A 20,989-nucleotide genomic window follows, 5' to 3' on the forward strand; every position below is an offset into this window, starting at 1 on the left:
TTTTGATTTCGATTTGAAACTTGATTTCGATTTTTATTAACAATTTGATTGTTGATAACTATCTGTGTAATACGGTTTTTACAAGGTTGTTGCTGATTTGATTTAGTACCTCAACTTTATCATCTACATAGATGCAAGGGGTATCTATACAATTCAAAAAATCTATTTTCATTTGATTGGTTTGGTTTTCTTTTATTTTGTCCAACGTGGGAATACTGAGTTTCTCACATAAGATTTCCATCCTATTTCCGGAAGCGGTTAACAGTAGGTAATCATTGAATTCTAATGATTGCTTTAGTTTTAAAAACTCTTTTCCCCAGGGGGTTAGATGTGCGCTCAGGAAAACGGCACGTTTAAACTCGTCATAAATTGATTCGTTGAAATAGAAATATGTTTTTTTAATGTTATGTCTGCGGATGGACATGGAACTATAGATAATACAATCATCGATGTCGCTTATCAGAAATTCCCCTTGGTACAAAATATTTAAACTTTCAATGTACATAGTTTATCTTTTTAAAATATCTGATATGGTACCTATTTCACTCCACCCAAAAAAACCATCAAACTCCATCGCATTTGCTTCCATATTTTTTAATTGTTCTCGAGAAACTATTTTTATTTGATCATCGCTCAATTCAATGACCACCAAATTGGAAGTGATTTCCGGATTATTGTTGACCAGCTGAAGCACTTCTTTTCTAGCCTTTTCTTTAATATCTGCTACTTCTTTGTCAATCATGGCATGTATTCCGGTGATCAGTTTTTTACCTATTGCTTCCAGAACAACCTCAGCCATTTCCCTGATTTTTTCATCCTGAGAACTGTTATAAGAAGTAAGGTCTAAACCTTTGCCGTTAGTTTGCTGTAAAATGTACTTTTCATTTTCCGTGGTTTCTATGTAATTCCCGGATGTAATTATCTTTTTCCGGTGTATGTGGGTTCGTAACAAATTCATGTCGATGCCCAGGGCGGTTGCAAAATTTTTTCTAGTGAGTTTCATATCTTTTTTGGGTTAAAATTCGTGTTGCATTTGGTTTTCGTGTTGCATTTGATGTTGCACTTATCAAATCTATGTCAAGGGGATAAAAAACGGAATTCGCAACGTACTGCGACCAGCTCAAAAAGCGTCTACAGTACCTTAATTGCCACCTAATCCCTTATCTGCGATAGTTTTATTTTAAACCAATATCCCAACGTCATTTGATTTCAATCGTTCGTTAAAACGCCTCTTTTGAAACGTTTGTTTTTTTAGGCGTTTCAATTACTTCTAAACACCTAATAATTCATACATGTTAAGTTGTTCATTGGGTTGGGCACGGGCTAGGTAGCCTACTTTCTTAACCTTATTTGCATTATAAAATCTATTTCGTACCTGCTTTGCCATGTGAGAAAGTATAGACCTTTCATACTTTGGGCCATGACTGCGGTTGCTTGGTATCAAATCCAATCTTAAACGTTCAAAGGTCTTAGGATCGTTCTTTTGTAGGTACCTCAAAGTTTTAATTCTAATGTAATTTGGGATAGATGCATTTGCCTTTATGGTACCTTCATGCTCGAGAGTCAAACCGGTAACTCTACACCTAATTTTTGATAGATCGGTATAGGTGCAAATTTGCTTTATATAAGGTGGCAAATCTGCACCTTTTAAGGCTTGTTTTGAAGCTAAATTTTTAGGTGGCAAATCTGCACCTTTTACAACCTGTGGTTTAAATAATTCATCTAATTTTTGCTTAATATTTTGAAGTAAAAGTGAATGTACATTTTTACCAATCCTATTGAGAAAATCCATATACTTTTCTTTTTCTCTCACAAACTGATTTCTATATCCATTCAAATGGCCGGTCCATGTATATGGATTTAAAAACTCCCTTTCATTTTCTGATAGTAACTTTTTATCTATGGTCTGGTCCAAAATCAACATTTCCGAACCTACCAATAGAAGTTCTTTCTTCATTTCCAGATATACACTAGGTTTCATCAAATCCATTATTGTGTTAATACCGAGTTTACTTATGTATTGAGATTGGCGGGTTTTAATCTCCAGCCTAACTGTATCCCTACTGCAAAATTTAGGGAACTGTACGCCTTTAGAATACCATTTGATAATTTTATATCCATTTGCCCGACCGTTATTTTTTGTGGTATATGATTTCTTTGAAAATCCCAACTCATCATCTGCTAAAAATTTAGTCCGTTTCCAATATTCGGTATGGAGTATTACATTAGGGGCGTAATTCTGCATTCTGAAATTGATTCCGTATTCCATGCCAACTAATTTCACACTTGTTAATACATCTAATCCAAATCTCCTAAAAACCGTCTGTAAAACGCTGATACAAGTATCAACATGAAAGTCATTAGCATTATGAAGATTATCGTTAAAGTACCGGTGAACGGAAAAAAGAATCTCCAATTTGTTTTTATGTAAGCAGAACAATATTTTCTTAAATTCCTTGGTTTCCTTAACAATAATCGTGGTGTAATCGATATGTGATAACCTTTCCTGGTGATCATACCAGATAAGATCTGGATGGTTCCAAATTTGCTGTACTTCATCCTTATCAAAAACGATTATCTTTAAGAAGTCCAACAATTTTTTTTAGTACCTTTGGGTTATGGATATGGGTTCACTTTTCTTATATCCTCGAATCTGAACAATTCAAAAAAGCAACACCGCTACGCCATAGCGGTGTTTTTGTTTTACTCCTTTAATTGATAAATATTTTCCCAATTCGGTGCAGCCATATAACCATTTCCATGAGGTACGCCTTTTATAATGGGTTTGAGAATGCCATAGATTTCGGATGCTTGTATGCCTAACCGTACACTATCGCTTAATGATGGAATGGTAACTATATTCTCATTCTGGGCTTTGTTAATAGCATCCGAAATGGTCTGGGCATGCTTTAGTACAATGTTTTGTCGTTCATTACGGGTATAGTATGTATAAAAGGCCTCTATGTCCTTTTTCAATTCTGAGGATGGCAAAAAGTCACTTTCCGTAATCTCGAAACTATCTAAATCAGACGTGCGCACGTTCCTGTGTTCGTTCATCAACTTTATGAGGTGCAATGGGTCCCGACCGTGCAACCCAATAATTGCGTCATCTGTAGCATTTGGAAGGTTCATTTTTATTTTTAGTAGGCGTAATACTGTGGGGTACTTACCCCTAATTACTTCCTTTTTCTGAGCAGGTGAAAGGTCAAAGCCTAAGAAGTTAGTGGCTGCTTCAATTATTGACTTGTACGCCTCTACAGTCTCTACCGTTACTTCCTTTTTCCTTTTTTGGATGGCATAGTCATCCTTAAATAGTAACTGTTTATTCTTAAATTCGTCTTTTACTACTACCATCATTTTTTAGTTTTGATTTGTTATTTTTTTAGTTGAATTAAGGCAGCCTCTACCTCCGACCGTTTGTAAAGTACTGAACCAGCAAGGCCATAAGCGACCAATAGATTTCGCTTCGTGTAATTATGAACCGAACTCACGTTTACTTTCAAAAGTGCAGCTACTTCCGATCTGGTTAAATATTCTGTGGGTTTTTTCGGTTCGAAATGTTTGGCCATTTCGGCCAGTCTTTTTTCGGACCGTTTGTCAAGTTCTGATATGAACTCCTCTGGGTCTAAGTTTACAAATTGAATACTTCCGGACATGACATATATTTTTGATTATATGTCAAAAGTCCTTTAGTTTAAATTGAACATTAGTGCTAAACAGTTTATTTTACTGTTTAATTTTATAAATTGTCGTGAAGTGCTTTAAATTCATGTGTAACAGATAGCCTCCGAATTACACATTCTTTCATTACTTTTTTAATTTGTGAAGGAATTAAAAGTAAATTTTTATCGCTTTCTTCAGTTCCCTTCAACGTATTATTTATGTAAGGGTATAGGTTTTTCAAGTTTGTTTTATTCTCTAAGTATTTTACCATTGGTAGGACTTTATGCCATTCAATGTTATCAAAAACAACCTTATTTTTAAATTTTTCTTTCTTGAAAGGATCCGGAAATATTAATCCTTGGGCAAATAAAATGCCTACCTCGGTAAATGTTTCCGTTTTTTTCTGATGAAACTCTTTTTTTGGTTCTGGTAGATTATCTAAATCCGGTTTTTTGGATTTAAAAGTATCATTCATTTGATCTAGAATCGATGTTTTAATATGAAAGAAGAATGCTGTGTATGCAGAATATAATTCATACTTTTCCTTTTCTTCAATCGGATTATTTTGAAGAATATACCGTGCTCTAAAATTATGTGATGAGTTGTATTGTGTAATGTAATAAGTACTTAAATTTTGAAATTCTTCATAATTCAAATACTCACATCCAATAAGTAAGTTAACAATTAAAGGTCTTAATTTTTTATATCCGTTCCATGAACTACCAAAATCTATTTTTTGAATATTTTCAAAATTTTCATTGGATAACGTTCCTTGACAGAAATAATTAAAATCAGGTGGAGAAATATTCCGTGGATCTTCTATTATTTCAAAAAACTCTGAAACCATTTTAGTTAGTTCGATGTATTGAATTGACCTAAGACTTCTATTTTCCATTGGCTGCATTCTTTACCACGGTTAGATTACTTTGCTTTTTTGCCTTTAGTTCCATTTTGGCGTAATAATCCATGAACATGTCTACATGGTCCTCATTGTCAGTATTTAGGTAGGTCAAAAAGGAAGATTCTTTTTTATGATTTGTAACAGCCATAATCAATGGTGTGGGCAATTTCCCATAATGATTGCTTGCAAAACTTCTACGGCCTGAGTGAGTGCCTATATACTGCCATTTAGGCCGTAACTTTTTTAAGCCTCTACCGGTTTCCTTGTCTCTTAGCCTTCCCATGATCATTTCATCAATACCAGCCAATTTACAAACGGTCTTGAAATGCTTATTCAGTTTTTGAATACTTACCCTGTAAGGCAGTCCATTCTCGTAAATCTCCAATACCTTTGGCAAAACAGGGATAGTAACGGACTTATTTACTTTCTTTTGAATGAATTTAATTACGTAATGGGCACCTCTTTTTTTGAAGTTATCCGGGATTATTCTATCAATTAAATCCTTACCTCTTTGTCCGGTGTAACATGATAAAATGAGATACTTTCTTGCATTTTCCAAGGCTGGATTATTCAATTCCGCTTTTTCAATTTTTTCTAAATCTTCAAACGAAAGATATATTACGTCCATATCTTCATCGTATGCAGTGCCTTTGCTGGAACTTACCTTATCTAAATCTCTGGCAACATCAACTTTTGATTTTGCTTCCTTACAAACGGTCTTTAAATCTGAAACCTTTTTATTGGTATAGGTAACGGAATATTTTTCACTTTCTAAAAGCCAACTTCTAAAAGAATCAAACCACGCCTTATCCAGCTGGTGAATTAAGTATTCATTTTTCTTTTGGTACCGGGTGAATATTTTAAGTAGGTTGTTATAAGAATTTATACGGCTTTGACTAAGACCTATCCCCTTTTTTGCATTCTCCCTGGTGGCAGCTGTATTGATTATATGGTTTATCCAATAAAGCACCCTTTCATCCACATAGTCAGGCTGTGGAGGGTTATAATATTCATGCACCACTTGAATTAACCAATGCTTGCCTACTTTGGATTTATCTGTTTTGTGAAAGTGTTTTAAGATATGATCTCTTAAATACTGCAGTTTAATGTTAACCTCAGCTCGATAGGTTAGTATATTATTATCTTTTGTTCCCTGTAATCGCTTTTTCCAATACTCCTTTGAAACTTCCTCTTTTGAATTGGCAGCCCAAACATAATCGATACCATCTATGGTATAAAGTAGCCGTAATGATAGTGGTGCACGTTCCTTTTTGGAACGATAAAGAAAATTAACAGTGGCCATAGTGTAAATCTGAACATAACAAAACTATAAAAAATTGTACGATTATTGTACGATTGACTTAGATTTGTATGGATTATTTTAGATTATTTTAGATTGCTCCTTTTTAGTTAAAACCTGTGAACCCCTATAAAATATGATATTTATACAAGTATTTCCACCGCTTTACAAAATGTACAAATCTAAGGTTTCAAGTCCCGCCTCGAGTACAGGAATCCCTATTAATCGTATGATTGTTAGGGATTTATTTTTTTGTCAAAAAATGTAATAGTGCCTGCCTAATGCGCCTTCTCCTATTTTATTTTTGGGCAACTTTTGAAAATCACTTGCCATCTTTTAAATCTTATCCGTATCTTCAATTTTCGTTGCCTTAGATGCGCGTATATGTTTTTAATTCGCAAACTATGCTGCGCTGTTCTCTTATTTACGGGCATCTTATAGGTCTAAAACAGTTTAATAGATATGAAGCAAGTTTTACTTTACAGTGGTATATTTTTTATAGGCACCTTTTGTCAGTTCGCTCAAGAGAACAATAGCTCGCCCCTAACGATCAAGGAAATTATGAAGGGGTACGATTTTGTAGGTCATCTCCCTTCGGAACCTTATTGGTCGGTTACTGGAACGGCTATTTATTTTAATTGGAATCCCGTTGGCGCAGACAGCGATTCATTGTATGCTTATTCCTTAAAAAGTGCTTCCACGGAGAAACTCGACTTTGAAACAGTTTTGCAGTTGCCACCCTCCAAAAGGATGTACAGTAAAAATAAAACTAAAATAATATACGAAAAACACGGTGATATTTTCCTATTAGAAAAGGCTACAAATGCAGTTACCCAAATTACCAAAACAGTAGAAAAGGAGCACAGTCCACACTTTACGAACCAAGAAACAAAGGTCGCTTATACTAAAGGCGACAATATATACACATGGGATATTGCTAAAGGCACAACGGAACAAGTCACCCATTTTGTAAATAAGAAGACGGAAAGCGATAAAAAAAGCGCTAAAGATGAATGGCTGCGACAAGACCAATTGGCTTTGTTTGATGTACTTCGCGAACGCAAGGCCAAGAGCGAAAAAGCCAAGAAACAAACCGAACGCATAGCACAAAAGCGACCTTTAGAAATCGATATAGAAGAAAAATCTATTGACAGCCAGCAACTTAGTCCGGATGGGAAATATGTGACCTACATCACCGTAGAACGTCCCAAAATAGCACGAACGATGATGCCGCACTATGTCACCGAATCCGGGTATACGGAAAATGAAAACACCCGCTCTAAGGTGGGTGATGAGCCCTCGAAGTACCAAATGTTTATATACGACCTTGCTCATAGAACGGTTTATCCTGTGGTGTTAGACAGTTTGGAAGGCTTGGATTATATTCCGGAATACACCAAGGAATATCCCGATAAACCCTATAAAAATGAGTGTCGAATCGGTTCTATATCCGGTCCGGTTTGGAGTGCCGACGGCAAAAATTCCATCTTAGAGATTCGCAGTAATGATTATAAAGATCGATGGATTGTTTTGTTAGATGTCACCAACGGAAGTATTACCAACCTAAACCGCCAACACAATGAAGCTTGGATCGCTGGCCCCGGAATTGGGCGTTCTCAAGGCGGCAATTTAGGGTGGATGCCAGATGATAACAGTATATGGTATCAATCAGAAAAAACCGGCTATGCTCATTTATATACTCTAGATCTCGTAACAAAAAAAGAAAAAGCACTTACATCAGGTGCCTTTGAGATCTATAATCCGTTCATTTCAAACGATAAAAAAAGGTGGTATTTTACGGCAAACCAATTACATCCGGGAGATCGCCAGTTTTACAGTATGCCAATTCTAGGCGGAAAAGTAACCCAACTTACTTCGATGACTGGTAATAACGATGTTACCTTATCTCCGGATGAGCGGCACATGGCGTTTCTATACTCATACGCAAATCAGCCAACAGAGTTGTACGTGCAACCGAACCCTATGTTCTCGAAATCAGATAAATTACCCTCAAGGATTACGCGCTCTACTACAGACGCTTTTGAGAATTATAAATGGAAAGATCCGGAAATTATCACCTTTAAGGCAGCGGACGACGCCGAAGTATATGCTCGTCTATATCAACCCAAAACAGAGGTAAAAAATGGCGCAGCGGTAATTTTTGTCCACGGCGCTGGCTATTTGCAAAATGCGCATAAATGGTGGAGTAGCTACTACCGGGAATATATGTTCCATAACTTGCTTGTAGATAATGGATATACCGTATTAGATATTGATTATCGTGGTAGCGCAGGCTACGGTGCAGATTGGCGCACCGGAATTTATCGCCATATGGGTGGAAAAGATTTGTCTGATCAGGTAGATGGTGCTAAATTATTGGTAAGCGAGTATGGTATTGATAAAAACAAAATTGGTATTTACGGCGGTTCTTATGGGGGCTTTATTACCTTGATGGCATTGTTTACCGCTCCGGATACTTTTAAAGCAGGAGGTGCCATACGCTCTGTAGGCGACTGGGCCGCGTATAATCATGGCTATACGGCTCGGATTTTAAACACCCCGGTAACCGACAGTTTGGCGTACCGGAGAAGTTCGCCGATTTATTTTGCGGAGGGGCTTAAAGGCGATTTACTTATTTTGCATGGAATGATTGACGACAATGTGCATTTTCAGGATATGGTACGGCTATCGCAACGTTTGATTGAACTCGGTAAGGAGAATTGGGAAATGGCCATTTACCCGCTAGAACGGCATGGATTTGTGGAACCAAGTAGTTGGGTCGATGAATATACCCGCATTTATAAACTTTTTGATAAAAGTTTGTTGGGCAGTGATCCAAGAAAATAGCACATTCTTGATTTCGTATCATTTCTACCTCTAAAAATCAAAAGAAACCGTATCTTACGGACTGTGAATTTTTTAATAAAAATACGAAGCAATTGGAACATCAAACTCAGGATCACAAACGTTACACCTTTGTTTGCAACCCAAAATAGCACCCCCTTTTACACGTCTAAAATCTCATAAACCATGAAAAAAAGTAGTTTATCTCGTAGGAATTCCCGAAGAGAATTTATTAAAAAAGGCGCTATAGCCTCGTCCATTGTCCTTGTGCCCCGTCATGTATTAGGAGGTGTAGGGTATACGGCACCTAGTGACCAATTAAATTTGGCTGCTATTGGCGCAGGTGGTAAGGGAGCCAGCGACATTGCCAATGCGTCGGTTAATGGGCGCGAACGGGTAGTTGCCCTTTGCGATGTTGATTTTTCGGGTTCGGCGGCTACCTCCGTTACTCGCTTCCCGAAGGCAAAATTATATAGCGATTATCGGGAAATGCTTGACAAAGAAAAGGATATCGACGCTGTGACTATTTCTACACCGGACCATGTGCATGGGCCTGCCGCGGCATATGCCATGGAAAGAGGAAAACATGTGTATGTGCAAAAACCCATGACGCATAATATTCGAGAAGCGCGCTTGCTTACCGAAATGGCTCGAAAAAATAAGATCGTAACCCAAATGGGGAATCAAGGGGGCTCTAACCCACTTTTGGCAATGGTACAAAATTGGGTAGATTCGGGGGTATTGGGTAAAATATCGAAAGTACAAGTGTGGACCAATCGACCTGTGTGGCCTCAAGGATTTGCGATGCAAGCACCCGATCCGGCACTAAAGCCAAAAGATTTGGATTGGAATTTATGGCTCGGCCCCGCCAAAGAAATCCCTTTTACACCCAATTTACATCCGTTTAATTGGCGGGGTTGGTGGGACTATGGCACAGGCGCTTTGGGCGATGTAGGCTGCCATCTTATCGATATTCCTTTTCGAACATTGGGGTTAAAATATCCTACCGATGCAGAATGTAGTGTGGGTACGGTGTACACCAAAATGTGGACTCCTGATTATCATCCGGAAGGTTGTCCAAATTCTTCCTTTATAACGTTACATTTTGGCGCAACCGAAAAAAGTCAATCCCCCATAGAAATGACTTGGAGTGACGGCGGTATTCGTCCTTCTCACCCCGAAATTATTCCTGCCGATCATAACATTGGAGGTACTAACAGCAATAATGGAGTATTGATAATTGGCGAAAAGGGCATCATCTCAACCAATATAAACGATAGTTCTCCGCTCATGCCTAAGTTGTATCTCAATGATGGATCTACGGATTTCGGTCCGGAGGTAGAGGATAATACAATTCCCGAATACGGTCACCAGATAAAATGGGTAGATGCCTGTAAGGCTGGGTTTAACAGTCCGGAGCATCTTGGACTAACCTCGTCTTTCGATTATGCAGGCCCTATGACAGAGACTGTATTGATGGGGAATTTGGCCATTCGAAGTTATATGTTGCGACGTGAAAACAGTGAGGGTAACATGGAGTTTTTTGCCCGTAAGAAACTTTTATGGGACGGTGAAAATATGCGCATTACCAATCAGGAAGAAGCCAATCAGTTTGTTGGGAGAACCTATAGGCCTGGTTTTGAGGTTTAAGTTATTCCAAAACAATATAGACATCGTCCATTTTAAGTTTTTTTGTAAGGTACACACAAATAGCTCGACCATTATTTTGGGTCTCATGTCTTCAAGTATATCTAATGACTGTTGGTAACAATGAGGATTGCCTTACTTGAGGGTAAAGAGAAACGAATCAGCATTTTACAGTGCTTAAAATAATATAAATTATAAAGAATATAAATCTATGGGATGTTATAACTCGGTGGTAATAAATGCTCCAGCCGATAGGGTTTGGGATGTTTTAAAAGATTTTCACGATTTATCTTGGAGTAAAAATGTGGTATCCAAAGTAACCGTCGTTGGCGATAAGGCTGCGACAGAAGTTGGCGCAAGGCGCATCTTAAACGATGCCTTTGAAGAGACATTGCTTTCATTTAACGAAGAAGCAAAAACGTTTACATATAGTATTGATGATGGTCCGGGAGCGGTTTCTAAAGACAATGTTTCTGGCTATGTGGGGAAAGTAACCGTGTATTCGGTTTCTGAAAATGATACGGCTTTTGTGTTGTGGACTTCGGACTGGGATTCTACTACGAATGGGGGCGTTGCCGAATTTTGCAGCCCCGTGTATTACGCACTATTACAAGATTTAAAATTACATTTCTCTTAAACTCAACTCAATTCATTTTTAAAAAGCCCTTTTAGGGCTTTTTTTTATCAACAGATGTTCATGTTTAGGTGTTTTTTTTGGTTTAAAGGTCGGTTTATCATTTTTAGTTTGTTGTATTAATCTCTTAAGGTAGGATAGGCAATATCCAATTGTTGCAAATACGTGTCGTATTTTGTTTCATCGTAATACAATTTTTCTAGCTGAGGTCTAAATTGCTTTTGGATGTCGGTATTCAGGTAGGTTGGGGGTGCATCACTAGTGGAAATCATAGGTTGGTATTTGGTTTCCTTTAGCTGAACAGTAGTAAAGTAATCCCATGCCTTTGTGATGAGTTCTGGTTTTAGAAATAAATCCATAACCGTCATGGCTACGACCTTGGCGCCGGCGGTTGCTCCTTTATGCGCAATGGGGGTCGCCATGGCAATAGCATTGCTCCAGTGATGTCCTTGTAATCCGGGAATATTAGAAGGAAATCGTAGGGTTACTGTGGGCACGGTCCACGATACATCGCCAATATCATCGGAGCCGCCACTTTTAATTTCTTCGGACGGAATACCTAAGGGCTTCAATTCCGAACTTAGACCTGTGGTATCCTTCGATTTTACTTCTCGCTGTACCGCTTTGGCTAATTGTTGATCGGCCTCGGACCAAGTAGGTAAGCCCACTTTTTTAATGTTTTCATACATATTTTCGGCAATAACTTTATTAAAATGACGCGGCCATGCGGTACCCAATATTTTAGATTTTACATCGGTATTGGTCATTAGCGCAGCTCCTTCAGCCACTTTATTAGCCTCATTGTACATCTCCATAATACCTTCATAGGTTACATCCCGGAAATAATACCAAATAGAGGCTTTGGACGGAACAACGTTGGGCTGGTCTCCCGCATCGGTAAAAATGGAATGCGATCTTTTTAGGGGATGTAAGTGCTCCCTTTTGTAGTTCCAGCCTACATTCATGAGTTCAGCGGCATCCAAAGCACTGCGACCACGCCATGGAGATCCGGCAGAATGTGCAGCTTCGCCTTCAAAGGTGTATTCAACGGAAATGAGTCCTGTACCTTGTGCTTGCCCCCACGAAACTTCTAAATTACTACTCACATGGGTAAAAATACATATATCGATATCCTTAAATAATCCGTCCCGAGTATACCAAGCTTTGGCGGCTACCAACTCTTCTGCAATACCGGGCCAAATAACCAAAGTACCTGTTATAGATTCGCGTTCCATGAGTTGTTGAAGCGCCAATGCAGCAGTAATGTTGAGCGGAATCCCGGAATTATGGCCTTCTCCGTGTCCCGGAGCACCGTCTACCATGGGTTTGTGATAGGCTACCCCGGGATATTGCGATGCTTTAGGAATACAGTCCACATCGCTTCCTAAGGCAATTACCGGTCCGTTGCCATTGCTCCATTTGGCAAACCAAGCCGTGGGTATGCCGGAAACTGCACTGTCTATTTCAAAGCCGTTTTTGCGAAGGATGTTGGTAAGATAGGTGTACGATTCGTATTCTTGAAATCCGAGCTCTGCAAAACTGAAAATTTTATCGATCATCACTTGTGTCTGTTTTTCCTGAGATGCTACAACGGCAGCCACTTCAGACTTCAGTTTTTCAATTTCTTTTGCAGATCGCTTTTTTTGAGACCAGCTTAGTTGGCTTGACAAAACCAAGATGCCAAAGGCCAAAAGGATATTTTTCATGCGCATCATTTAATTTAGATTACCTATTTTATTTTGGGTGTTTTAAAGTGCTAAGCCATTAAAGGATCTAGTATTCAGTACGTTACATTGGATTATTTCTGTTAATTCCGAAGATTTTCATAGCGAATATAGATCCTGCTTACCGCTGTTTTATGCCAAAAAATCATTCTGATTTGTTTAAATATAAGGAAAGTAGGGCAATTTTTTACGGTAACCTCTTTGCTTTTACACTTTTTCGCAAAAGAGAACTCGTCTTGATTGCAATTTTTAGCTTTTCAATCTAAGGATTTCCCGACCTTAGGGTCAGGGTTTCCTATTTATGGCTCCTTTGGAGAGGTCGGAACTGCAAAAAGGCAGTTCCGGGTGAGGTAAAATACAAAATTTCGGTTTTGGCCCTAAGGCCAAAATGAAACTGGCGAAACCCGTACAGAGCGCAGTAGAAGTATACCCCTATGGTGTGCCTTGGGGATAGTCAGTTTCAAGAATTTTTAATAAAAATTTTTTGATTACTTTCTGGTTTCGTATGCCCCTTTTTGGTATTCATAGTACGGCATATTTAAGCAATTGCAGCACAACAATCCCAGAAATCAATCTAGAATTCCTATGGTAGGGTAATTACCCCAATTTCTCCAAAAGAAGTTCTAAAATCGGAGCCATGTACCTTTACGCCCTTTAATTTTATATAGCGCCCTTGCACTGCATTAAATAGAATGGATTGTTGTATAGGATTGTTCGTAATATTGCCAAACTCTCCTCCTGCAACCAATTTCCAAGAATTTAGGTCTGTGCTTACAGAAAATGCATAATCCGTGATGATGCCAAATGGATAGCGTTCTTGAATGGGCCAATAGGTGAAACCCTTTAGGTTGTGTGCTTTGCCAAGATCGATCACAATTTCCTGAGGTACTTTTTCATTTTCAGCTGTTGCCCAGTAGGTGTTGGGGTTTTCATCTATCAACGCATATGCTTCTTCCAAATTACCTGAAGATACTTTTATAACCTTCCAATCCTTTTTTGGAATATCAAAATACGTTGCCGTAACGTCGGTTTGTCTTTGGCTTTCTGTGTCTACCGCATTGGTTTTTAATACCGTCGGATTTTCTAGTAAAATGGGCGTCGTGTATTTTGAAGATGAGGTGGTGGGTGTACTGCCGTCTAAGGTATAATGTACCGCAATCTTGTCATCGGGAACCCGGATATCAACAAAGCCATCTTTGTTTCGATTAATTTCGGGCGAAGTCAATAAATTCGGTGCGCGGAACAATTCGATATTGGATAGGGTAGGAGCCCCTTTGGAGGCAGTGATGGCCACACGAATTTTAGATGCCTTTACTGTTGGGAATCGCAATATACGCTTATAGCCTATAGTGGTTTGCCGATCTATGTGTTCCCATACCGCATCTACGAGCGCCTCTACCGTAAAACCTTGAATTCGCTGACCTAAAGGGATATGTTCCTGAAGTACGATCCGATTTACCTCGGTTGGTGCGTCAAAGGAAAGGGTAATTGTAGCCTCGTTTATGGTGTCGTCGGTAGCCCAAAAGGTAGTTTTGTTGCCATCTATGGCACGTGCTCCACTAAATGTGTCACTGTTACCTCTAACATTTGTGGTGGTGATATTTTGATTTGCAGCGATATTAATTTTAAAATCAGCATCTAATTGCGTTTTCAAAGCCATGAGTTGTTGCACATCGGTTTCATGTACCAATCCCCTTGTGTCTACCGGAAGGTTTAACAACAAAGCGCTATTTCGCCCCACTGAGTTATAGTAGATATCAATAAGTTTTGAAAGGGATTTTACTTGATGATCCTCAGACGGATGATAGTACCAGCCCGGACGTATAGAAACGTCGCATTCTGCCGGCACCCAATGCGTGCCATCTTCATGGCCCGAGCGCAATTCTACGTACTTAGGCCATCCCGGATACACTTCGTCTCTCCGCAAAAGACTCCAATTGGTTTCATTTGCCCAGCCTTCTTCATTGCCTACCCAACGTACGTCGGGGCCTCCATCGCCAAAAATAACGGCTTCAGGTTGCAGTTCTCTAACTATTTGGATCGTCTTATCCCATTGATAGTAGGTTTTATTATCTATTTTTCGTGTTTCATTGGCACCGCCATAATACCCGGAACCTCCATTGGCACCATCAAACCATACTTCAAAAATGGGGCCGTATTGGGTCAGAAGTTCGCGCAGTTGATTGTGAAAATAGGTTACATATTCTGGTTTGCCATAGTCGGCATGATTGCGATCCCAAGGAGATAGATACACGCCCATTTTAAGACCGTATTCGGCACAGGCTGCTGCCAATTCCTTGAGGACATCTCCTTTTCCTTCTTTCCAAGGGGCGTTTTTTACCGAGTGTTCGGTGTATTGGGAAGGCCATAAACAAAATCCGTCATGGTGTTTTGCGGTAATGATAATTCCTTTCATACCCGCTTCTTTGGCCACCCTTGCCCATTGGCGTGGATCTAATTCGGATGGATTGAACAATGTGGGCGATTCCCCACCCAGACCCCATTCCATATTGGTAAAGGTGTTCATGTTAAAATGGATAAAGCCATAATACTCCAGATTGTGCCATGCTAATTGCCGTTGCGATGGCAAAGGGCCTAAAGCCGTTGGAGGTTCAATTTTTTCACAGCTTTGAAAAACAAGCAAAAGAGCTAAAGGTAGTATACGAACCGCGTAGTTTTTATGCATAATGTTTAGGTGCTAGTAAACGCTTTCTTCTGAGTCGAAAATGTGTGCTCTGTCAAAATGATCGGGAGCATAAAATTATCAAAAAAGAAGCACACCACCCACTTTCTTTTTACACTTTTCAAAAAGGGTATTATGGTGTACAAAGAATCATAAAGGAAGCATGTCTACAATATAATAAAAGTGCGATTTTGCGGCTAACAGCAATTTTTATTTCCCTATTTCAGTATTCAATCAAAATAAATTTAACAATTAATATCATATTCAAAGTCGTTTTGCGTTATAGGGTGTGGTTTCGCTGTTTCTATTGCGTTCAAAAATTAACAGTATGCGAAGCAAAAAATGGATATATTTGACACGCCTTGGTTTTGTCTGCTGTTTTGCGATAAATACCTTTACGCCATAGATAAAAGGGTTTAGTGTATCCATCTAAATGCTTCCACTAAAAGAACTATTTCATTAGGAATCAGGTAACGAAAATAGCACACAGATAAAGCCCATAAACCACCTTTAAAAAATGGAACAATACCAATGGATATAAACAATGAAGAACCAATGATTTGTAATTCTTTGTAGAAATGAAACAACTTTTCCTCTTTGTTGTTGCCTGTTTTTGTGTTGTACCTATATGGGCACAAAATGACTTGCCGATCCTATTAGGGCAGGGGCAAATAACACCATTGGAAGAGTTGTTAGATTCCGAGTTGCAATACAGTTTAGAGGCGCAGGTAAAAAGCAATCCGGATTGGGAGCGATTGATTCGGGAGAAAAAGATGGCCGTTGGCGTGGTAGATTTAAGCAATCCAGAAAATTTTAAGTTTGCAAGCATCAATGGAGATCATATGATGTATGCCGCCAGCCTGCCCAAGATTGCCATACTCTTAGCTGCCATGGAAGCCATTGAAAAGGGTGAGCTAAAGGAGACCGATGAAGTGAAAAGAGATATGCGCTTGATGATAAGCGTATCCAACAACCAGGCTTCGACTAGAATGATAGATCGGTTGGGGTATAAAAAAATTGAAGCGGTAATGACGCACCCAAGGTACGAACTTTATAATGAGAAACAGGGTGGCGGATTATGGGTAGGAAAGCGGTACGGTGGTGGTGGCGACACCAACAGAGAGCCTTTAAAAAATTTAAGTCACGCCGCTACGGTAGCTCAAGTTTGCAAATATTATTATATGTTGGCCAATGGAAAGTTGGTGAACAGCAAGCGTTCGGCACAAATGTTAAACATTATGGAAAACCCCGAACTGCATCATAAGTTTGTAAATACCTTAGATCAAATTGCTCCAAACGCCAGATTATTCAGAAAATCGGGTTCCTGGAAGGATTTTCATTCCGATTCTGTATTGGTTTGGAGTAAAAACCGAAGCAGGCGTTATATTCTTGTAGCTCTTATTCAAGATGCAAATGGGGAACAAATTATCAGGGATTTGGTGAAACCGGTAGAAAAAGCTTTAAAAACATCTTATTTTAACCTCGCGGTAAAGTAATACGTTGTTTTTAAGAAAATGATACTCCGAAATATTGTAAAAAAAGCCTTCGATATTAGAGATGGGGAATTTCGCATCTCTTTTCTGATGCAGGCTTATATTTTCCTCATTATTGCCTCCCTTCTTATTTTTAAACCCACAGTAAACGCCATTTTTCTGTCAGATCTGGGTGTAGAGCGTTTACCGTTTGCCTTTCTTTTAGTAGCTGTAGGCGCTATTATAAGTTCCTACTTTTATTCTAAAGCGCTTCAAAAAATAGCACTAAACCGGCTTATCCAATTTACACTTATTACCGCTATAGTGTTGCTTCTTAGTTTGGCCATACTTTTAAAAGTGCATTGGACAAGTCCCTGGATTTTATACTTTTTTTATACCTGGGTAGCGATACATGCGGTATTGGCTGCTTCTCAGTTTTGGGTGTTAACCAATTTGGTTTTTAATGCCAGAGAGGCCAAACGCCTTTTTGGTTTTATAGGATCGGGAGCCATTCTAGGCGGTATTTTTGGAGGATACCTTACCTCTTGGTTGGCGCCTGTAATTGGGAATGAAAACTTGTTTTTTGTTGCTGCTGGCATGCTCTTGTGTTGTATTCCGTTGCTCAAGAAAATATGGCGATCTAGAGTAGAAAATGTGCACATACGCAAGCAAAAAACACATTCTGAAGTAGCGGCAGACCGACCCATGATGCTCATTAAAAACTCCAGACACCTCACTTACATTGCCGGCATAGTGGCCATAAGCGTGTTGGTTGCGAAACTTGTGGATTACCTTTTTAACGATTTTGCTGCCGCTGCCATTACGGATCCAGATGCGCTGACTTCCTTTTTTGGGTTTTGGTTTTCTACTTTTAATTTAATGTCTTTGGGCGTGCAATTGTTTTTTACCCAAAGGGTGGTGGGTACTTGGGGTGTAGGTTTTTCATTGCTTCTTTTACCTTTTGGGATCTTTGCTGGCTGTCTTCTCTTTTTTGTGGTACCGGAACTCGCTATTGTTATTTTTATTAAGGCAGCAGACGCCACATTAAAGCAATCTATAAATAAAAGTGCCATAGAATTACTGACATTGCCCTTGCCGTTTGAGCTAAAAAACAAAACAAAATCGTTTATTGATGTTGTTGTTGATAGTCTGGCGACAGGAATGGCAGGGTTTATACTCATTTTTGTGATAAAGGGCTTGGAACTTCCATCTAGGTATATCTCAGGTATCGTTTTAATGCTTGTAGGTGTGTGGGTCTTTTTTGTTTCCAGAGTTCGCCGAGAATATTTCAAAACATTTAGAGAAAATTTAGCGTTGATATCCGACGCCCCCGAAAAGAATAAACCAGGCCAAAAAAAGGTCTCGGTGGTAAAGGGTATGAAGAATGTCTTTCTGAATGGTACGGAATCTCAGATTCTTTTTATGCTAAAAAAATTACAAGAAATTAATGATAAACGCTTTGTAAACGATGTGCAAGCCCTGCTCTCGCACCCGTCATATCAGGTGCGTACGGCGGCGATACAAAACATGTATTTTCTAAATAACGCCTCTGTAGTTACCGAAGTTTCACAACTGTTACAAACCGAAGACGATGAGCTTATTGTGGCCACCTTAGAGTATCTTCTTTTGCATGCCAGCCGAAATAGTCATTATGTCTTTGATGTATATCTGGATCATGAAAACACCCAAATTGCCAATGCAGCATTGTATTGTCTTGCTCGAGAATCTGGCGACAATTTAGACTTAAAACAAGCCTATACGTTGCGAGAACGCATCGCTAATGGCGTGCAAATGGTATGCCATGGACTAGAGGATAAGTCTTCCCTAAAAATGTTGTTGTTAACGATTGGTTCGTCCAAACTACCCGAATTTTATCCTTTCCTTTTACGGTATTTAGATTCGGAAAATATTGAACTACAGGAAACAGCCATTATTTCTATTGGCAATACCATGGATATGGAATTGGCGCCAAATCTTTTTCGATTTTTGTCTGATAAGACGCTGCGAAAAATAACTGAAGACGCATTACTTAATTTTGGCACACTTCTTTTGTCGCTGCTTAAAAAGACCGTGAAAGATCGTTTGGCACCACTCGATACTTGCCGCTATCTACCCATGGTTATTGGTGCTTTTAACACGCAAGATGCGGTACACGAGCTGCTTCAAATAGCCGATGATGAAGATCTAAATATTCGGGTAGAGGCACTGCGATCGTTAAGTAGTTTAAAATTGAAATCACCTCATTTAAAATTTAACGCCTATAAAGTGGTTGCCGTTATTTTTGAAGAATGCCAGCTTTACCATCAAACTCTATTAGCCATGCATACTCAAATTATAATTTCGTACCGCAATCGAAAAAAATTAAAACAACCGGTTAGCGACGAGGAACGGGAAGCGCGGAATAGTTTATTAGAACTCTTAGATCGGCGGCTCGAAGCGGGTTTAGAGCGTATCTTTATGCTCCTTGGCTTAAGATATCGTCAAAAAGACATTGAAATTGCGTATGCAGGCATTAAAAGTCAAAAGCAGGAAATTCAAGCCAATGCCTTGGAATTTTTAGACAATTTGTTAGATAATAAACTTAAAAAGCGGGTACTTCCCATTATAGAGGATACGGTTTTGGATGTAAACTCTGAAGCGTCATTGCAGCACTTGCAACACAAAACACCTTCGGAAAGTGAGTGTTTTCAATTATTATTAGATGCCAACGACCTTAAAATAAAGTTGGCAGTATTATACCTTATCCGCAAGCAAGGTGATCCTAAATACATTTCATTAATACAACATTTCTTGCTAAGCGATGATGTAAAACTTCGGACATTTACTTCTGAGGCGATCAGAGAAATTGCCCAGCGGTCTACGCTTTCTTAACCACCTTGTCGATATTGGCAGCAAGATACATATGGTCGGTAGCCGAATTTTTGCGCAATACATTCGTCATCAATACCACCAAATAATTGCAATTATCAGGATGTTCTACAATGGCCACAGAGTTCATAAAGTTTTGCACATTGCCTTTGTATTGCCCGCATTCTTCTCCCGTAGTTCTATCGCATTTGTATAGGCTACCCGATTTAAAATATACGGCTGCATCTTTTAGGGCGGGGGCTTGGGCATAGCGTATACGCCGATCTGTCATGTACATTAATCGTTTCATTTCCAAACTAGAGGCTTCGTCTACAGCCTTACCTTGTTCTAGATGTATTAAAAACTTAAGAAGTCCTACAGGAGTGCCAATACTTCCGCCTTTATCTCCTACGTAGGTATTCGCTCCTTTTGTAAAAAAACTACCCAAACGCCATTCGTCCGAAGATATTCCTAAATCGCGCAGTGGAAGATTTACTACATCGTTGCTTAAATCTGTAAGTTCTTTTCTTGGCGTTTCTTTAAAGTAAGCGGTGGCCTGCTCTTCTGTTAATTCTGGATAAGCTTCACCAAAAGCGGCCATAAGAAGTACTTCGCGCCACACGATACTAGCGGCTCCGTTATTGCTTACAGAGAGCATATGATCTGTCCATTCATATAGCGTAAAAACATCACTGGCAATCACTTGTCGTTTTACCAAAGTGTTTTTTTCTACATTGTAAATAGGCACCGTATGCGTGTCTGTTAATCCCCAAACCCCTGATTTTACCGATTTATCTTTGAGGAGTTGCGTTCGCATTTCCCAAGAATCGGGATATAGTTTTGCCAACTGGGTGAATAATCCCAATAATACGGCCAACTTACCAACACTTCCGGGTTGGTATCCGGCGGTTTCGTTGCGATGGGCGTACCGTATAGCGTTGGGATCCGAAATATCTACGATGGCTAACGAATAACTCTTGTCTAACCCTTTAAATAGGGCGTTTATTTCCTTTTGAAAAGATGCATCGGTTGTAAGAATAGCAGCTGCACTGTCGTCTTTTCGAGACAGAAGATTTAGCCGTATCTCGCTATGCAGCTTCATTGCTCCGGGGGGTAACGCGTGCGAATCGTTGATTTCGCCACTTTTAATGCGCTCTAAGCGTTTTAGACGCTTTATCCCTGTTTTTTCGTATCCGTCTATGGGATAGTAGGTTACGGAAGAAAATGCCGAACAAATTAAGGCTAAAAGTAGATATTTTATGGATTTGGCCATG

General features: G+C 39.2%; 15 protein-coding genes. 5 read left to right on the forward strand and 10 right to left on the reverse strand.

Features of this window, described 5'->3' with window-relative positions; translation table 11 throughout:
- Positions 1 to 58: 58 nt before the first annotated feature.
- The 7 genes from U1E44_RS01380 to U1E44_RS01410 form a co-directional block, all read right to left on the reverse strand.
- The gene (locus U1E44_RS01380) at positions 59 to 505 is read right to left on the reverse strand and encodes a hypothetical protein (RefSeq protein ID WP_322929119.1); all 447 of its coding nucleotides are present in this window, start codon (positions 503 to 505) and stop codon (positions 59 to 61) included.
- Between the two features lie 3 nt (positions 506 to 508).
- Positions 509 to 1,003 carry a hypothetical protein gene (locus tag U1E44_RS01385; protein ID WP_322929120.1) on the reverse strand — a complete coding sequence of 165 codons (495 nt, stop codon included), beginning with the start codon at positions 1,001 to 1,003 and terminating at the stop codon, positions 509 to 511.
- Between the two features lie 267 nt (positions 1,004 to 1,270).
- Positions 1,271 to 2,593: a hypothetical protein gene (locus tag U1E44_RS01390; protein WP_322929121.1), complete on the reverse strand. Its 1,323-nt coding sequence runs from the start codon at positions 2,591 to 2,593 to the stop codon at positions 1,271 to 1,273.
- Positions 2,594 to 2,703: 110 nt separating this feature from the next.
- The gene (locus tag U1E44_RS01395) at positions 2,704 to 3,357 is read right to left on the reverse strand and encodes a hypothetical protein (RefSeq protein WP_322929122.1); all 654 of its coding nucleotides are present in this window, start codon (positions 3,355 to 3,357) and stop codon (positions 2,704 to 2,706) included.
- Between the two features lie 17 nt (positions 3,358 to 3,374).
- A complete protein-coding gene (locus U1E44_RS01400) occupies positions 3,375 to 3,656 on the reverse strand; it encodes a helix-turn-helix domain-containing protein (RefSeq protein WP_322929123.1) in 282 nt (93 codons plus the stop codon).
- Positions 3,657 to 3,739: 83 nt separating this feature from the next.
- Positions 3,740 to 4,558: a hypothetical protein gene (locus tag U1E44_RS01405; protein ID WP_322929125.1), complete on the reverse strand. Its 819-nt coding sequence runs from the start codon at positions 4,556 to 4,558 to the stop codon at positions 3,740 to 3,742.
- Entirely contained in the window at positions 4,548 to 5,867 is a 1,320-nt protein-coding gene (locus U1E44_RS01410) for a phage integrase SAM-like domain-containing protein (protein ID WP_322929126.1), read from the reverse strand. Before U1E44_RS01410 ends, U1E44_RS01405 begins: the two co-directional genes overlap by 11 nt.
- Positions 5,868 to 6,326: 459 nt before the next feature.
- Here U1E44_RS01410 and U1E44_RS01415 point away from each other — a divergent pair, with 459 nt between their 5' ends.
- The 3 genes from U1E44_RS01415 (at position 6,327) to U1E44_RS01425 (ending at position 10,992) form a co-directional block, all read left to right on the forward strand.
- On the forward strand, positions 6,327 to 8,711 hold the full coding sequence (locus U1E44_RS01415; RefSeq protein ID WP_322929127.1) for a S9 family peptidase: 2,385 nt from the start codon (positions 6,327 to 6,329) through the stop codon (positions 8,709 to 8,711).
- Positions 8,712 to 8,894: 183 nt separating this feature from the next.
- Positions 8,895 to 10,358 (forward strand): Gfo/Idh/MocA family protein, encoded by a 1,464-nt coding sequence (locus U1E44_RS01420; RefSeq protein ID WP_322929128.1) that lies wholly within the window; start codon positions 8,895 to 8,897, stop codon positions 10,356 to 10,358.
- Positions 10,359 to 10,566: 208 nt separating this feature from the next.
- On the forward strand, positions 10,567 to 10,992 hold the full coding sequence (locus tag U1E44_RS01425; RefSeq protein WP_322929129.1) for an SRPBCC family protein: 426 nt from the start codon (positions 10,567 to 10,569) through the stop codon (positions 10,990 to 10,992).
- A 116-nt stretch (positions 10,993 to 11,108) separates the two neighbouring features.
- Here the strand turns inward: U1E44_RS01425 and U1E44_RS01430 are convergent, their stop codons facing one another.
- Together U1E44_RS01430 and U1E44_RS01435 are read right to left on the reverse strand one after the other, a co-directional pair.
- The gene (locus tag U1E44_RS01430; protein WP_322929130.1) at positions 11,109 to 12,695 is read right to left on the reverse strand and encodes an amidohydrolase; all 1,587 of its coding nucleotides are present in this window, start codon (positions 12,693 to 12,695) and stop codon (positions 11,109 to 11,111) included.
- A 601-nt stretch (positions 12,696 to 13,296) separates the two neighbouring features.
- Positions 13,297 to 15,399 carry an alpha-L-fucosidase gene (locus U1E44_RS01435; RefSeq protein WP_322929131.1) on the reverse strand — a complete coding sequence of 701 codons (2,103 nt, stop codon included), beginning with the start codon at positions 15,397 to 15,399 and terminating at the stop codon, positions 13,297 to 13,299.
- Between the two features lie 575 nt (positions 15,400 to 15,974).
- Between U1E44_RS01435 and U1E44_RS01440 the strand changes: the two genes are divergently transcribed.
- Positions 15,975 to 16,892: a serine hydrolase gene (locus tag U1E44_RS01440; RefSeq protein WP_322929132.1), complete on the forward strand. Its 918-nt coding sequence runs from the start codon at positions 15,975 to 15,977 to the stop codon at positions 16,890 to 16,892.
- An 18-nt stretch (positions 16,893 to 16,910) separates the two neighbouring features.
- Complete coding sequence (locus U1E44_RS01445; RefSeq protein ID WP_322929134.1) at positions 16,911 to 19,739, forward strand: hypothetical protein; 2,829 nt, start codon at positions 16,911 to 16,913, stop codon at positions 19,737 to 19,739.
- Here the strand turns inward: U1E44_RS01445 and U1E44_RS01450 are convergent.
- Positions 19,726 to 20,988, reverse strand: coding sequence for a serine hydrolase (locus U1E44_RS01450; protein WP_322929135.1), 1,263 nt, complete (start codon positions 20,986 to 20,988; stop codon positions 19,726 to 19,728). The two genes, U1E44_RS01445 and U1E44_RS01450, sit on opposite strands and share 14 nt — an antisense overlap.
- Position 20,989 lies beyond the last annotated feature (1 nt).

The sequence above is a fragment of the Aurantibrevibacter litoralis genome (assembly GCF_034651555.1).
In the GTDB taxonomy this organism is placed as follows: domain Bacteria; phylum Bacteroidota; class Bacteroidia; order Flavobacteriales; family Flavobacteriaceae; genus Aurantibrevibacter; species Aurantibrevibacter litoralis.

Bases quoted from the DNA above. Each gene is read 5' to 3' on its own strand.
- U1E44_RS01405 (WP_322929125.1), bottom strand. From the start codon at position 4,558: ATGGAAAATAGAAGTCTTAGGTCAATTCAATACATCGAACTAACTAAA.
- U1E44_RS01380 (WP_322929119.1), bottom strand. From the start codon at position 505: ATGTACATTGAAAGTTTAAATATTTTGTACCAAGGGGAATTTCTGATA.
- U1E44_RS01410 (WP_322929126.1), bottom strand. From the start codon at position 5,867: ATGGCCACTGTTAATTTTCTTTATCGTTCCAAAAAGGAACGTGCACCA.
- U1E44_RS01450 (WP_322929135.1), bottom strand. From the start codon at position 20,988: ATGGCCAAATCCATAAAATATCTACTTTTAGCCTTAATTTGTTCGGCA.
- U1E44_RS01425 (WP_322929129.1), top strand. From the start codon at position 10,567: ATGGGATGTTATAACTCGGTGGTAATAAATGCTCCAGCCGATAGGGTT.
- U1E44_RS01420 (WP_322929128.1), top strand. From the start codon at position 8,895: ATGAAAAAAAGTAGTTTATCTCGTAGGAATTCCCGAAGAGAATTTATT.
- U1E44_RS01430 (WP_322929130.1), bottom strand. From the start codon at position 12,695: ATGAAAAATATCCTTTTGGCCTTTGGCATCTTGGTTTTGTCAAGCCAA.
- U1E44_RS01435 (WP_322929131.1), bottom strand. From the start codon at position 15,399: ATGCATAAAAACTACGCGGTTCGTATACTACCTTTAGCTCTTTTGCTT.
- U1E44_RS01400 (WP_322929123.1), bottom strand. From the start codon at position 3,656: ATGTCCGGAAGTATTCAATTTGTAAACTTAGACCCAGAGGAGTTCATA.
- U1E44_RS01445 (WP_322929134.1), top strand. From the start codon at position 16,911: ATGATACTCCGAAATATTGTAAAAAAAGCCTTCGATATTAGAGATGGG.
- U1E44_RS01385 (WP_322929120.1), bottom strand. From the start codon at position 1,003: ATGAAACTCACTAGAAAAAATTTTGCAACCGCCCTGGGCATCGACATG.
- U1E44_RS01440 (WP_322929132.1), top strand. From the start codon at position 15,975: ATGAAACAACTTTTCCTCTTTGTTGTTGCCTGTTTTTGTGTTGTACCT.
- U1E44_RS01415 (WP_322929127.1), top strand. From the start codon at position 6,327: ATGAAGCAAGTTTTACTTTACAGTGGTATATTTTTTATAGGCACCTTT.
- U1E44_RS01395 (WP_322929122.1), bottom strand. From the start codon at position 3,357: ATGATGGTAGTAGTAAAAGACGAATTTAAGAATAAACAGTTACTATTT.